Below are 14,574 nucleotides of genomic sequence, written 5' to 3'. Positions count from 1 at the left end.
TTTGAGGAAGTATGCTGTTGTATCAGTGATGATGTTACACTCTTTTGATCAACCAAAATACTTTCAAAATCAATGGCTTTTCATTGATTAGAGCTCGTGTATGCCTATGAATTCATTTGATTTTGTGAATGTTTTCAATAGGTAAGTCAGCTGAAGTATTAAAAAAATCCAAGTATCTATTTAATGTTAAACCAATTATTCTTTTTACTATTATGACAAAAAAACTACTTATCATGGCCATGACAGGTTTATCCGGGACCATGGCTTTTGCAGCCGATCTGTATGTTAGAAACGGTGGAGCCGGCGGTGCTTATTCTACCGTAAGTGCAGCCATAACAGCTGCTTCAGACGGAGACCGCATCATCATTCAGCCCAAAACAAACGGGACTGCCTATGTAGAAAATCTGACGATCAACAAATCACTGACTTTTGTCTCTGAGACCAGTTATAATAAATATTTCATTCAGGGAACCATTACCATCAATCCTGCAGCAGGAAGAGTAGTGAATATTAGTAGTTTGAGTTCAGGGAACTTTACCATCTACAACGTTGTGGCAAGTGGACCGTCAACTGGTGGAAGAACTACGATAAACCTTTATAACTGTTATTTAAATAATGTAAATACCAACCAAGCCAATACAACCACGAATATTTCGGGTTCTACAGTGTCGGGAGGGATTAGTTTTTCCCATGGAAGAATTACAGCTAATAAAGCACAGTCGATTTCTGCCAACTCTACCACAACAGATACAGTTCCTGCAACAACAGATATAGAAGTGTATGGAAATAAATCTGATTTTGGATTAACGCACTCACAGTCTAATTATAATTTTAAATTCTACAATAATTTTTGTCGTGGGGTATTTGTGTATGCTATTAAAACAGGTAGCAGCAACGAAATCATTAACAATACCATCTATGATCCTAATGGCGGTGATGTAGCACCATTTTTCATCAACTTAAATAATGGAAACACCGGAAATATTGCCATTATGAACAATGCAGCTTCTTTCGTGGTGGGAACAACCAATGTTTGTATTAAAAACAACAATAACGCTACTGTGACAGCTTCTTATAATGTATTTACCAACTCATTTGTAACAGAAGGAAATATGAGCCAAAGTAACAATTCAGGATCTGTAAATATGAACTTCAACAATACGGATTACACTATAAGCGGAATGAATGCAGATGCTGGAAATCCTGACGTAAGCTATACCGATTTAGACTTAACCAGAAACGACGCCGGGCATTACGGAGGTTCTAACAGCTGGGCTAATTACTGGCCCGCAGACAGCGGAGGAAAACCTCAGGTGAACTATCTGGTAACTCCAAGAACCATCAACAGTGGAACTTTGAACATCACCGGTTCAGGTTTTTCCAAATAATTCTTAATGATAGAACAATATGAATAAATATATCTATAGTATAATCGCTTTGCTTATGATCATATTGTGCCCGGCACAAATGTACGTAAGCCAGGCCGAGTATTTTTGGGATACCGATCCGGGTACAGGAAACGGAACTGCCGTTTTAGCTGCGGATGGGAATTTCAACAGTGCTTTTGAGCAACTGACCAAAACGGGGATTGCTACACCAGGTAATGGTTTGCATAAACTCCATATCCGTATTAAAGACAATACCGGGGTTTGGGGACCTGTTTTTACCAATGTCATTGATGTTCAGCAAACTCAGACCTCTCCCTTACTGGCTCTTTCACAAGCCGAATATTTCTGGGATACCGATCCGGGAGCAGGAAACGGAACAGCAGTTCTGGCTGCAGATGGTAATTTTGACAGGGCTTATGAGCAAATCGTAAAGACAGGAATTACCCTGCCATCCATTGGATTGCATACATTTAATATCCGTGTGAAAGATACTAACGGGACCTGGGGACCTGTTTTCAAAAACGTTATTGATGTACAACCCGCAGGACCTGCAGGTTGTTGGAAGAGCGTCACTGCAGGCGGTAGTCATTCCGTTGGAGTAAAAACAGATGGCACACTTTGGACCTGGGGTCAAAATGGTTATGGACAACTGGGTGATGGAACTAATATTCAACGAAATGTTTCAGTCCAGATAGGTACAGCCAATAATTGGAAAAAAGTGGTTGCCGGATTAAGCTATTCAGTGGCTATAAAGACCGACGGAACGCTATGGACCTGGGGGGAGAACCCGGTAGGCCAGCTGGGAGATGGAACCACAATCTCTAGAAACACACCTACAAAAATAGGAACAGATAGCGACTGGGCAGATATTGCTGCCGGAATTAGTCATACAATGGCTATAAAAGCAAACGGAACACTTTGGGGCTGGGGCCGTAATATGGGCGCTCATCTAGGTGATGGAACCTATATCAACAGGGATACACCTACACAAATCGGAACAGCAACCAATTGGAAAAGTATATCATTAGGAGAGGATTTTTCTCTTGGATTAAAAACTGACGGTACGCTTTGGGGCTGGGGTATAAATGTTTATGGAATGCTGAGTAGCGGTACTGCATCATTCATAATGGTACCTACACAAATAGGAACAGCTACAAACTGGGCAAGTGTTTCAGCCGGATACACCCACGCTGCAGTAGTAAATACTAATGGGCAACTTTATACCTGGGGAAGAAATCACAAAGGACAACTTGGGGATAATACCATTACAGACCGATCAACATTAACCCTTGTACGTAGTGGTATTCAAAGTGCTTCTGCAGGATCTTATCACACCTTAGCAGTAACAACAACCGGAACTTTAATTGCTTCCGGTGCCAATGAGTATGGTCAGCTTGGTGATGGTACAGGCATTGATAAAAAGAACTGGATTACGGTAGGATCTGCTACCAATTATAAACTGGTGAGTGCAGCTATGTCAGGGTACTATACTTTAGCTTTGGATAATGAGGGCTTCCTGAAAGCATGCGGAGCTAATTATACGGGTCAATTAGGTGATGGTACTACCTCTTCCAAATTTACCATCACTTCTATTGCATGTACTTCAAACTGTACGCCTCCAAGCCAGTTGTATACTTCCAATATCACTTCTGCGGCAGCTACTCTTAATTGGTTTCCGGCAACACCGGCACCTGGTGGGGGATATGTATATGCCTATGGTACTGCTTCAACTGTGGGCAGTTCCAATGGTACTGTAGTTTCTAACGTAGCAAGTTTAACCAACTTATCGCCATCCACTACATATTATTGGTGGGTAGCATCTAAGTGCGGATCCAGCCAAAGCAGTTGGGTACCGGGAGGATCATTTACAACACTTCCTTTCTCAGGATGTTTTGAGGAAATACAGGCAGGTGGCTTCCGTAATTTTGCTATTAAAGCCGATGGTAGCCTTTGGGCCTGGGGCGAAGGCAATTTTGGAGAAGATGTGTCTATTCTTTATAATATGCCTAAAAGAATAGGAACTGCCAGCAACTGGAAGCATATTATCTCAGCCGGACAGCATACCGCTACTTTAAAAAAGGACGGTACAATCTGGACATGGGGATTCAATAATGCCGGTCAGTTAGGATATGGCAATACTACGGCTATCTTTATCCCTAAACAAGTGGGTACAGCTACAGACTGGAAAACTATAGCAGCCGGATTTGAAACCACACTGGCACTGAAAACCAATGGTACACTATGGGCCTGGGGTGGTAACAGTAAAGGATCTTTAGGAGACGGAACAGTAATCAATAAATCAGCTCCTGTACAAATTGGTACAGCAACAGACTGGGCCTCGATATCAACAACAGGCCAACATGTCGTAGCTTTGAAAACAGATGGCACGCTATGGACCTGGGGTAATAATGACAGTGGTCAGTTGGGTAACGGGAATACTACCAATGGGTTGGTACCGACACAAATAGGGACAGATACCAACTGGAAAGCAGCTGTTGCAGGTTTACAGTATTCAATAGCAATAAAGACGGATGGAACTTTGTGGACCTGGGGAAGTAATGTTTACGGACAGTTAGGGGATGGGACTACCACTAATAAAAATGTACCTACACAAATTGGAACAGATACCAATTGGAAAAGTATTGATAGTTATACAGAACACTCATTGGCCATTAAAACCGATGGTTCACTTTGGGCTTGGGGTAAAAATATTTACGGACAATTAGGGGATGGGACGACCACGAACAGAACTGCACCGAAACGTATCGGAGCAGATAGTAACTGGTACAGTATCTCAGCAGGAGATTATCATTCAATTGCTTTAAAATCTGACGGGTCTCTGTATTCATGGGGATATAATAGTAATGGTCAGTTGGGTAATGGTACAAATGGATTTCAGGCCGGTTCTTACACACCGATAAGCATCGCTTGTCCTACAGACTGTCCTGTTCCAAGCCAGTTGTCTGCTTCCAATATTACTTCTATAACGGCTACGCTTAACTGGTCAGCACCAGCAACAGTACCTGCCGGAGGATATATGTACAAATATGGTACTTCATTCAATGTTGGAAGTGCCAGTCATACTAATAATACAACTATTTCTACAACAGCTAATGTAACAAATTTATTACCAAGTACCACGTATTATTGGTGGGTAGCGTCTCATTGCGGATCCACTCAAAGTGATTGGGTACCGGGAGGAACATTTACGACACTTCCGCCTACGGGCTGCTGGCAAAGTATTGCTGCAGGCAGTACCCATTCTGCAGGGATAAAGTCAGACGGAACACTTTGGGCCTGGGGAACTAACAGCGATGGGCAGCTAGGTGATGGAACAAATACCGACAAACATGTTCCAACGCAAATAGGAACAGCAACCAACTGGAAAAAAATTGTGACAGGTGCTCAGTATTCAATTGGACTGAGAACCAACGGAACGCTATGGGCATGGGGTTACAATTCAGTAGGTCAGCTAGGAAACGGAACCACCACTAACGTAAATGTACCTACACAGATAGGAACAGGTACCGACTGGGCAGATATTGGCAGCGGGGTGAACCATACTTTAGCGGTAAAAAACAACGGTACCCTTTGGGGCTGGGGAAATAATGGAAACGGACAATTAGGTGACGGGACTATTTTAAATAAAACATTACCTACGCAAATAGGAACAGCAACGAACTGGAAAAGTATTGCAGGAGGGGATAGCTTTTCTCTGGGAATAAGAACCGATAATACACTTTGGGCATGGGGCTTGAACAATTACGGACAGTTGGGTGATGGTACAACCACCGATAGAATCCTGCCTACGCAAATAGCAACAGCAAATAGCTGGTCAACTGTTGTAGCCGGATATACCCATTCTGCAGCACTCAACACAGGTGGAGCAATTTATGCCTGGGGACGAAATGACAAAGGGCAGCTTGGTAATGGTACCTATACGAACAGTTTGGCACCGATAGGTATAATGGGTGGCATCAAAAGTATTGCTGCAGGAGCATATCATACCGTAGCCGTAACTACAGCCGGAAAACTATATGCCTGCGGAGCCAATAATTATGGTCAGTTGGGGAATAACACGACGACTAATAACCCGAACTGGCTTGCCATAGGAAACGACAGCGATTATAGTGTGGTTTCTGCAGGAGCATTCCATACTTTAGCTTTAAATACAGATCGATACTTAAAAGCTGTTGGAAATAACGAGGGAGGGCGATTAGGTGATGGTGCAACGATTCAGAGAAATGCATTCGTTTCTATTACCTGTATTCCATGTAACCCTCCTAGTCAGTTATCTACTTCCAATATCACTTCTACAACGGCTACGCTTAACTGGTCACCACTGGCAACAGCGCCTACCGGAGGATATATCTATGCCTATGGAACTTCTTCAACGATGGGAAGTCCTAACGGAAATACGATCGCTACAACAGCCGATATTACCAATCTAATGCCTAATACGACCTACTACTGGTGGATGGCATCCAATTGTGGATCCAGCCAAAGCAGCTGGGTACAGGGAGGATCTTTCACTACGCTCTCTCCGGCAGGTTGCTGGCAAAAAATTATGGCCGGTGAAACGCATTCATTAGGAATCAAATCAGATGGAACACTTTGGGCCTGGGGAAGCAACCAGTATGGCCAGTTAGGTGATGGAACAACCCTTGACAGAAATGTTCCCAAACAGATAGGAACCGCAAACAACTGGAAAAAAATTATGGCAGGTGCCCAGTACTCAGTGGCACTTAAAACAGATGGAACGCTTTGGTCCTGGGGGTATAACTCTGTGGGACAACTAGGAAACGGAACCACTGTGAATAAAACGACACCAACACAAATCGGAACAGCTGCCGACTGGGCAGATGCTGCGACTGGAAAAAGACAAACACTAGCATTAAAAACAGATGGAACCCTTTGGGCCTGGGGAAGTAACCAGTATGGCCAGTTAGGTGACGGAACGTCTACAGATAAGAATGTTCCTATCCAAATAGGAACTGCAACCGACTGGAGAAGTATTGCAGCAGGAACTGATTTTTCTCTTGCGGTAAAAACCGGCGGTACACTTTGGGCATGGGGATATAATAACAATGGTCAGCTGGGCGACGGGACAACAACCCAAAGAAACCTACCTAAGCAAATCGGAACCAATACTGACTGGGCTGATGTTTCTGCAGGATTTATGCATGCTGCAGCGAAAACTGCGAACGGAATACTGTATACATGGGGAGACAATAGCCAGGGACAGCTTGGTGACGGTACCTATGTCAACAGATTAGTACCGACACTTGTCTCTGATGGAGTTCAAAGCGTTGATGCAGGAGGACATCATACCGTAGGAATAATGACAACAGGAAATATGTTTACCTGTGGGTATAATTATTTTGGTCAGCTGGCTAACAGCACTACCAGCAATAATTCAAACACGTTTTCTATTTCAAATGCTAATGATTTTAGCGTAATCTCCGGAGGAGGATATTATACATTAGCTTTAAATACGGATGGCTTCCTGAAAGCAGCAGGTGCCAATGAAGTAGGCCAGTTAGGAGATGGAACTCTTGTTAAAAAGAACGCATTTGTTTCTGTTATCTGCTCTGTATCTTGTAACCCTCCAAGTCAGCTATATACTTCCAATATCACTTCCGGAACGGCTACGATTAACTGGGTAGCACCAACATCAGCACCGACTGGAGGATATTTATATCTTTATAATCTTAGTCCGGTTATTGGAGGTGGAAATGGAACTGCTCTTTCTACAGCAGCCAATTTAACCAACTTATTACCTGGTACCACGTACTACTGGTGGGTAGCATCTAATTGTGGATCCAACCAAAATGACTGGGTACAGGGAGGTTCTTTTACAACACTTCCTGCCAATACAACAGGATGTTGGGATAATGTAGGTTCAGGATATAGTCATTCTGCGGGAATCAAAACAGACGGTACGCTATGGACATGGGGAAATAATGATTTCGGACAGCTTGGAGATGGTGGTACATTTGCAAAAAATACCCCTGTACAAGTAGGAACCTCAAATAGATGGGTGAAAGTAGTCAGCGGGATGTATCACTCTGTAGCACTCAAAACAGACGGAACAATCTGGGCTTGGGGCGCTAACCAATCCGGACAATTAGGTAATGATACAACCATCAATAAAAATGTACCAACACAGGTTGGAACAGCGACAGACTGGACAAGTATTGGTGCCGGAGATAATTTTACAGTAGCTTTAAAATCCAATGGAACACTTTGGACATGGGGTATGAATGCGGATGGTCAATTAGGTGACGGGACAACCGTGAGTAAAAAGGTGCCTACCCAAGTTGGGACCGCAAATGACTGGAAATTTATTGGTCCGGGAGGAATGCACACTATTGCAGTAAAAACCAACGGAACACTATGGGGTTGGGGGTATAACAACCTGCAGCAATTAGGCTTTTCAGGGACTACTTCTGTACCGGTTCAAATTGGAACAGATACCAATTGGAAAAATGCTGTAGGAGGATATTTTCATTCGATGGGACTCAAAACAGATGGTACGTTGTGGGCCTGGGGAAATAATTCTTACGGAGCATTAGGAGATGGAACCACTGTTTCCAAAAGCACTCCAACACAAATAGGAACCGATACCAACTGGAAGACTGTTATTGGTGATTATCTTCATTCTTCGATGGGAGTCAAAACAGATGGAACTCTTTGGGCATGGGGATATAATAACTATGGACAATTAGGAGACGGAACCACAACCAGCAGACTTATTCCTACTCAGATAGGAACAGCTACGGATACCAAAAGCATTGCAGCGAATATGTACAACAGATTTGTTATCAATACCAATGGATTTTTAGCAGGTTTTGGACGTAATAACACCGGTCAGGTAGGTGATGCAACATTTGTTGAAAGAAAAATTTTCACACCTATTGGCTGTCCTACAGGGATCGTTTTAAGTACTGGTGAAGTAGCACCAAAGGTAGATCAGCTGAAAGTTTACCCGAATCCTGTACGTGATATCCTGACGGTTTCTTTTGACCAAAAGATACTTTCCGTTACGGTTTACAATGCGGCGGGTCAGCATGTGCTTACAAAAGCGATCAACGATACCAAAGGAACCATTGATGTTTCTGCTTTCGCATCAGGAGTTTACCTGTTGAAAGTAAGTGCAGTGAATGATTTCGTAAAAACGGTAAAAGTGATCAAGCGATAAACATGATCAATGAAAGTGCGGAAGCATGATCTATAAAAAATAGCGTCACTTATCTTTTAAGTGGCGCTGTTTTTTTAAGAGGAATCTGTATTTTTAGCAGCTCAAATACATCAAAAACAATAACCATTAAAAAATTAAAAATCATGAAAAAAATAGGAATCTTTGCTTTCCTTCTCTTCAGCCTTTCGATGGCAAGTGCACAAACCATTGAATCGGGAAGCCGCAGCACGACGGGCTACATCAAATCGGACGGAACCATTGAAAACAGCAGCCGTTCCACCGTCGGATACATCAAGTCGGACGGAACCATTGAAAATAAAAGCCGTTCAACTATCGGTTATATCAAAAGTGATGGTACCATAGAAAATAGCAGCCGTTCTACGGTAGGTTACGTTAAAAAGGATGGCACCGTAGAAAACAGCAGCCGTTCAACCATTGGCTACATCAAAGACGATGGAACGGTAGAAAACAGCAGCCGCAGCACGATTGGCTATGCCAGAGGAATTAAAAAAGAGTGGGCAGCGGTTGTGTATTTCTTTTTTAAACTGGATTAATCATCATCACCAGGAAGAGGAAACTATTCTGCTGGGTATAGACATTAAAAATAAAGGCTTGGATCATAAAATCCCGGCCTTTTTTATAGGCGATGAAAGTTCGGTTTTAAATACAAGAGCTGCTGGCGCAGTTACTAGATTATAAATCGCAGCTATTTTATAAAAGTACGCAGTTGCTAATTTTAGATATCTCTTTTGTAAAACTTCTTCTACTTTAGTAATATCAAAAAATTAATAATTATGAAAGAATTAACTAAAAAAGAATTAAAGTTTATTAATGGGGGCTTTGCTTGTTATTGTGAAGGCTCTTATGTAGAGAGTATTCCGATTTTGCATCATGTATACAAAGATGTAACAGAAGAACATTGTCTTTATCTAAAATAAATCCTACAGGATTTATCGGACAGCAACAATATTAATATTAGATGAATAATAAAATTAAATTTTGAATAATGAAAAACACATTTTTAGCCACTTCGTTTTGCTTTTTAGGATTAGCAACAACTTTTATTTCCTGTAACAGAGAAGATTCTTTTTCAAATTTAGAAAAAATAAATAATGAAGAAAAGCCTTTATCTCAAAATCGAATAATGGAAGACGAGGATTTAAGTTCTGAGATGTTAAAATATACAGAGACGATTACTTTGACTGACAAACATAATAATATTGCTAAACTTTTAGCAACTTCAAATGATAAAGCGGTAATCGATGAATACAAAAATGATGCATTGACTTTCGAAATTATAGATAAAGATAATTTGGATATACCACCTACGGATATTAAGTCAAAAGAGGAATCAATTGATATTATTCCAAATAATGAGCAAGCTTTTATTAAGTTTTATGTTATTGAAAAGCCAGTTATTGAAAACACACAATTACTATGTTTTAAATCAGGTTCGAGGTTCAAAATTAAAGAAAACGACAGATATCCGAATTTTACTGAAACCTGGAGTGATCTTGGTAAGAACGCCAAAATAGAGTGGTATAGTACTCCTAATGGTCAGGGTATAGAAGTGGAAACAAAATCTAAAGATTGTGGTTGGTGTGGCAAATATGTTATTGGGGTAACAGCATTATATAATACTAATCCTACTGTACAATATTATAATGAGGATGCAAAAAGAATGTATGTACAGGTTAAAAGCACAGATAGAAACAGAAGAGTATCAATCTGGTAGTTTGACTTCTGCTATTTCAGGACTAGACAGATATAACAAACAAGAGGCTGCCCAAAATGGACAGCCTCTATTGTTTTATTTTGGCAGCATAATTATACGCTGGTTTGCGCGCTCAATCATCTGCCATACGCTGAAGAAATACGTTACGATCGTCGATTGACCTATTCAGGATCCTATCAACATCATCCCGCTTATTTGCGTTATGTCCGCCAGTGCGGATCTGTTTTTCTTTTACGAGCTCCAGTATCTTATTTTCGAGTTCTTCGACAATATACTACTCTTTGAAGATATCAATTCAATCAATTTCGATTTACGACTCCTCAGTTTTTGGCTTAAAGTTTCTCCCTACACCTTTTCTTAAAAAGGTAATTTTCCCTTGTGTTTGCTTGGCTTTTTCAAGAACTTCCAATGCTTTTGTTCGTTCATTCATTCTACCTGCATGGGTTATACTCCCTTGATTTTCACTTTTTTTCATACTACAAGATAGTGAAAATAATTGACAAAAGCAAATCGCAGACATACCGGTATCGTCATTTTGTCTTTTCTATTATCAATTTTCTTGTGTTTGAAAAATTAAGAAACCTGTAAACAAATTCCATATCAAAAAGAAAGTTTGTATTTTTAAAATATAAAACTGAATATTCCCACTACTGTTCAACTCCACTCATAAAAACTGATTAAATGAATAACCAACTCCATGAACTCCTTTATTACTACAATGAGGAAGGGAATGAAGGATACGATTTAAACGAAGTACAACTCCTTGAAAAAAAAGATTTTGACAGGGTTGAACAGTTAAAAAGACTTCTTCACCATCAAGACCGTTATGTGGCTTATCAGGCCATGCTTATTTTGCTTGCATGGGGTATACCCGAAGGTTTTGAACTCCTTGACCGATTCACCGCTGAAAAATGGGACGAAAAAGAAAGTTTTGAACCCCACAGACTCCATAATCAGGATAATGTATATGATATCATCACCAATGCCTTGTACATTTCAACGTTCAATGGAAAAAGCGAACAGGAATTATATCCTTATATCAAACAGTTTTTACAGCTGTATGGTGACCGGTTTTTTGAATCTCATCTAAAGGATTTCCTCTTAAATAAAAACTGCAGGCCACTTGTACAGGAAGTGGAAGAAGCCATGCAAAAGGCCTTAGAAGGCAAAAGATATTACCAGGCCAGTCAGTTGTTTCCGGTGCTTGTTTATTATGACAAAAATCTATTTAATCAGTACATCGGTATTTTCACGACTTTGAACATTCAGGATAACAGGATTGCGTATAATATGGATGAAGCAAAGAAAAATAATCCCAATGTATCTATCTAAAACAAAGCTTTAATGGATAAGAACACCTCAATTTATATAGATTTAGAAGACCGTCTAACAAAAAAATACTACCGTGAAATCGTTGAAAAAGCTTTAGCGCAGGCCAAAGAAGAATATGAACAATTTCCCGATAATTCCATGAACATTTCCTTTTACCGTCAATTGCTGGATATAAAAAAAACGGTCATTGATGAACATAGAGCATATACGGAAGATGAAGCCTATCAGAAATATCCGATGGCCATCATGGTCGTAAGGAATTTTCCCGGTGAAGAAGCCAATACTGAGTATGCGAAAATGCTGCAGGATATCGTTTGGGGCATATCATTATATCCTGCTATGATTGAAAACATTGAAATGATCAGGCGGAAATTATTTGACGGAGAGGAAGAAAAAGCTCTCAAACATGTTTTTGCAATTAAAAATCAAACGTTCAAACTGATGGATTTTTACAACCATCCATTACGGGAATTAAAAAAAGAAATAGGGGAGAGAAGTTTTAATATCATCATGAAAGAAAGCACGTTCAGCCCGGTTAATAGCTTTGTTGAAAAGTATCTCTCTGAAGATGGATTGGAAATTCATTATGTAAAGAAAAATGAGGCTATCTATCTGTTTTCCTATGGAGAATATCAACCGGGAAGGTATATGCTGTTTTTGGAGGGCATCTGTCATTATGCGGTGTCAAAAGGATAGTTATCCTGAACCAATACCAAATGATGTATTAAAAATCAACTGAAAGAATGAACGAAAAGAAAGTACTCGAACAAAAAGAATGGCAATATTATATGTATGAAGAGGATGGCCGTATTATACTATCTGTCCCTATTGCCAAGCCAACCCCGGGATTCGATATTATGTATACCCTTAATGAATCTGAGAAGGAAAAATACAGGCATACAGGCATCAAAGCCCTTGAAGACAGGATAGAGGATATGGAAGTGAACTTTTCAAACTATGAAATGAATTCCTGGAGGTAATAAGAATTGAATGATTATGTATTCCCTCCCCGCGCGGGCCCTTGTTTGTGTCCGATAGGGAAGAATAGGTAGTACTATAATCCTTGGCAAGGTTTTAAACCTTGCCAAGGATTAAAAAAGACAGTCTCCAAAATCAGAGGAATTCAGAGATTGTTATTTATCTCTTTTAAATAACATTACTTTTTCGGCGCATTAAATATTGAATAGTATAAAAAGATGGGAAACTTCTCAAACGTTTCCGTTTTACCCAGCGTATATTCAGCAGGTCCGAATGCCTGGGAGAAATCCAGAATCGTAGAGGTTTTTGCAGGAGATACAGCAATCATTTTTACTAAGCTGGTTGCCGATGCTTCTGATTCGTAGGTGAATAAAAGGGTTTTACGGTCTAAACTGTATACTTTATAATGATTGATTCTTGCTTTTAACTGGGTATCTACACCTGTATCATCCAGTTTAGCTTTGTACATTAATTTTTGGGTACCGTCCTCAGTGATATAAATATCTGTATTTTTATAGTTGGCATCGTATTTAAAGGTAACCCGAGCGTTGGTCTTATAATAATAGCTTAAGGCTTTCTCGCCTGCGGCCATGACCTGAACTTCAGCATCTTTAGGCATTTCCATCGGTCCGCGTTTTGACGGAGCCGCTGATTTCTTTTTTTGAGCCGTTACATTCACAGCGGAGAACAGCATTAAAGCTGCTGCTAAAACTAGTTTTGAGTTTTTCATGGTTTTTTTTGCAATGTTAGAGAAATTATCGTTACAAAAAAAAGAGTTTTTATTTTTTGGAAGAAAGTTTTCGGGATGATCTTAAATAAAGTCTATGAAGCAGGAAAGCCTATATTTAGAAGAGAAAATCTTGCAACTTAAAAAAGATATTTTAAATAGAATTTTCATTGGTTTTTTTACCACAGGTAAGACAAATGCCATTGACATCCATTACATTACCCATGCAATCTTTAATATGACAATCCACTCTTTTTATTTCATTCTCAAAATTACAATTGATACAGTATAAAAGCTTTGAAGAAGGTTTGTTGGGGGTGAGAAATGCCCATTTACTTTTTAATTGTTCACCTTTTGAACTTATTTCATAAAAACAAGTAGGACAAAAATATCTTCTTCCATTCAAATCAAAATTAAAAAAAAAATTTAGTTGTTTTACACCTATTGTCACTTCAATAAAATCTAGAAATTTATATGATTGTATACTCTCAAAATCCCAGTTATAGTAACCAAAAAGAGGATTCGATTGATTCCATTTTTTCATATCATTAAACCATTGATCTTTTCCAAAGAAATAAGTATAAGCTTTTAGTATATCAAGAATAACAGTACTCGGATTATTTAACATACTTCCAGCTCCATGAATTGCCTTATTTCTATTTTGGCGAATATCTTCAATAAACTTTATTTTTTCTGAATTAAGCTTGCCATTAGTAACAGTGCAAAAAGTATTGAGAAGATTCTCTCCTGCATATGTGTACATAGTGGAGTAATCTACATCTTTACTTTTTGGAAGACTTGGCCAATCTGATCTTTTTTGTTCAAGAAGTAAATAAGGTGAATTTCTTACAATTACACTTTTCATATAAGTTTCAACTCCCTGATGTAATAAGATAACAGATGTTCTAAATGTAGGCTTGTTATGCTCCCAAACCTCATTTAGAGGCACTTCTTCATTTATATTTTCATCGTCATATTCTTTATAATTACAATAAATTCTAAAAAATAATTCAAGTGCTTGAATTAGACATTCTTTTGATACGTTTTCAAAATCTTCGTATTCTGGTATATTAGTAATCATTTGATCTAATGTATGTAGTATTTACAACTGTGATGTTGTTCGCTTATTCCATAATAATGAATGCATAGCTGAAAATCTTTGATTTTCTTGCGCCTTAAACTACCCATACACCTTAAAACCTTGCGGCCTTTG

11 protein-coding genes are annotated in these 14,574 nt (G+C 39.4%); 8 read left to right on the top strand and 3 right to left on the bottom strand.

Annotation, left to right across the window (positions count from 1 at the left end; translation table 11 throughout):
- Positions 1-212: 212 nt before the first annotated feature.
- The 5 genes from BM143_RS02505 (at position 213) to BM143_RS02490 (ending at position 10,324) form a co-directional block, all read left to right on the top strand.
- Positions 213-1,388 (top strand): autotransporter outer membrane beta-barrel domain-containing protein, encoded by a 1,176-nt coding sequence (locus BM143_RS02505; protein ID WP_139221968.1) that lies wholly within the window; start codon positions 213-215, stop codon positions 1,386-1,388.
- A 55-nt stretch (positions 1,389-1,443) separates the two neighbouring features.
- Positions 1,444-8,589, top strand: coding sequence for an RCC1 domain-containing protein (locus tag BM143_RS02500; RefSeq protein WP_167375227.1), 7,146 nt, complete (start codon positions 1,444-1,446; stop codon positions 8,587-8,589).
- A gap of 143 nt (positions 8,590-8,732) precedes the next feature.
- Complete coding sequence (locus BM143_RS02495; RefSeq protein ID WP_090022655.1) at positions 8,733-9,143, top strand: 5-fold beta-flower protein; 411 nt, start codon at positions 8,733-8,735, stop codon at positions 9,141-9,143.
- 240 nt (positions 9,144-9,383) lie between these two features.
- Positions 9,384-9,527, top strand: a complete 144-nt coding sequence (locus BM143_RS23695; RefSeq protein ID WP_139221967.1) for a bacteriocin — start codon at positions 9,384-9,386, stop codon at positions 9,525-9,527.
- Between the two features lie 68 nt (positions 9,528-9,595).
- Positions 9,596-10,324 carry a hypothetical protein gene (locus BM143_RS02490; RefSeq protein ID WP_090022653.1) on the top strand — a complete coding sequence of 243 codons (729 nt, stop codon included), beginning with the start codon at positions 9,596-9,598 and terminating at the stop codon, positions 10,322-10,324.
- A 310-nt stretch (positions 10,325-10,634) separates the two neighbouring features.
- On the opposite strand, the gene BM143_RS23860 is transcribed toward BM143_RS02490, so the two are convergent.
- On the bottom strand, positions 10,635-10,799 hold the full coding sequence (locus BM143_RS23860; protein WP_156122735.1) for a hypothetical protein: 165 nt from the start codon (positions 10,797-10,799) through the stop codon (positions 10,635-10,637).
- Between the two features lie 206 nt (positions 10,800-11,005).
- Between BM143_RS23860 and BM143_RS02485 the strand changes: the two genes are divergently transcribed.
- From BM143_RS02485 to BM143_RS02475, 3 genes are read left to right on the top strand one after another with little or no spacing between them, the layout of a single operon-like run.
- Positions 11,006-11,656 carry a hypothetical protein gene (locus BM143_RS02485; RefSeq protein WP_090022650.1) on the top strand — a complete coding sequence of 217 codons (651 nt, stop codon included), beginning with the start codon at positions 11,006-11,008 and terminating at the stop codon, positions 11,654-11,656.
- A gap of 12 nt (positions 11,657-11,668) precedes the next feature.
- On the top strand, positions 11,669-12,352 hold the full coding sequence (locus BM143_RS02480; RefSeq protein ID WP_090022647.1) for a hypothetical protein: 684 nt from the start codon (positions 11,669-11,671) through the stop codon (positions 12,350-12,352).
- Positions 12,353-12,399: 47 nt separating this feature from the next.
- The gene (locus tag BM143_RS02475) at positions 12,400-12,636 is read left to right on the top strand and encodes a hypothetical protein (RefSeq protein ID WP_090022643.1); all 237 of its coding nucleotides are present in this window, start codon (positions 12,400-12,402) and stop codon (positions 12,634-12,636) included.
- Positions 12,637-12,812: 176 nt separating this feature from the next.
- Here the strand turns inward: BM143_RS02475 and BM143_RS02470 are convergent, their stop codons facing one another.
- Together BM143_RS02470 and BM143_RS02465 are read right to left on the bottom strand one after the other, a co-directional pair.
- A complete protein-coding gene (locus tag BM143_RS02470; protein WP_090022640.1) occupies positions 12,813-13,364 on the bottom strand; it encodes a hypothetical protein in 552 nt (183 codons plus the stop codon).
- A 151-nt stretch (positions 13,365-13,515) separates the two neighbouring features.
- Positions 13,516-14,442 carry a hypothetical protein gene (locus BM143_RS02465; RefSeq protein WP_090022638.1) on the bottom strand — a complete coding sequence of 309 codons (927 nt, stop codon included), beginning with the start codon at positions 14,440-14,442 and terminating at the stop codon, positions 13,516-13,518.
- Positions 14,443-14,574 lie beyond the last annotated feature (132 nt).

This window comes from Chryseobacterium oleae (genome assembly GCF_900115055.1).
In the GTDB taxonomy this organism is placed as follows: Bacteria; Bacteroidota; Bacteroidia; order Flavobacteriales; family Weeksellaceae; genus Chryseobacterium; species Chryseobacterium oleae.
This window is presented reverse-complemented; position numbering and strand designations above follow the sequence as displayed.

What these genes read in the sequence shown, in the direction of transcription:
- BM143_RS02505 (WP_139221968.1), top strand. Translation starts at nt 213, where the DNA reads ATGACAAAAAAACTACTTATCATGGCCATGACAGGTTTATCCGGGACC.
- BM143_RS02500 (WP_167375227.1), top strand. Translation starts at nt 1,444, where the DNA reads ATGATCATATTGTGCCCGGCACAAATGTACGTAAGCCAGGCCGAGTAT.
- BM143_RS02495 (WP_090022655.1), top strand. Translation starts at nt 8,733, where the DNA reads ATGAAAAAAATAGGAATCTTTGCTTTCCTTCTCTTCAGCCTTTCGATG.
- BM143_RS23695 (WP_139221967.1), top strand. Translation starts at nt 9,384, where the DNA reads ATGAAAGAATTAACTAAAAAAGAATTAAAGTTTATTAATGGGGGCTTT.
- BM143_RS02490 (WP_090022653.1), top strand. Translation starts at nt 9,596, where the DNA reads ATGAAAAACACATTTTTAGCCACTTCGTTTTGCTTTTTAGGATTAGCA.
- BM143_RS23860 (WP_156122735.1), bottom strand. Translation starts at nt 10,799, where the DNA reads ATGAAAAAAAGTGAAAATCAAGGGAGTATAACCCATGCAGGTAGAATG.
- BM143_RS02485 (WP_090022650.1), top strand. Translation starts at nt 11,006, where the DNA reads ATGAATAACCAACTCCATGAACTCCTTTATTACTACAATGAGGAAGGG.
- BM143_RS02480 (WP_090022647.1), top strand. Translation starts at nt 11,669, where the DNA reads ATGGATAAGAACACCTCAATTTATATAGATTTAGAAGACCGTCTAACA.
- BM143_RS02475 (WP_090022643.1), top strand. Translation starts at nt 12,400, where the DNA reads ATGAACGAAAAGAAAGTACTCGAACAAAAAGAATGGCAATATTATATG.
- BM143_RS02470 (WP_090022640.1), bottom strand. Translation starts at nt 13,364, where the DNA reads ATGAAAAACTCAAAACTAGTTTTAGCAGCAGCTTTAATGCTGTTCTCC.
- BM143_RS02465 (WP_090022638.1), bottom strand. Translation starts at nt 14,442, where the DNA reads ATGATTACTAATATACCAGAATACGAAGATTTTGAAAACGTATCAAAA.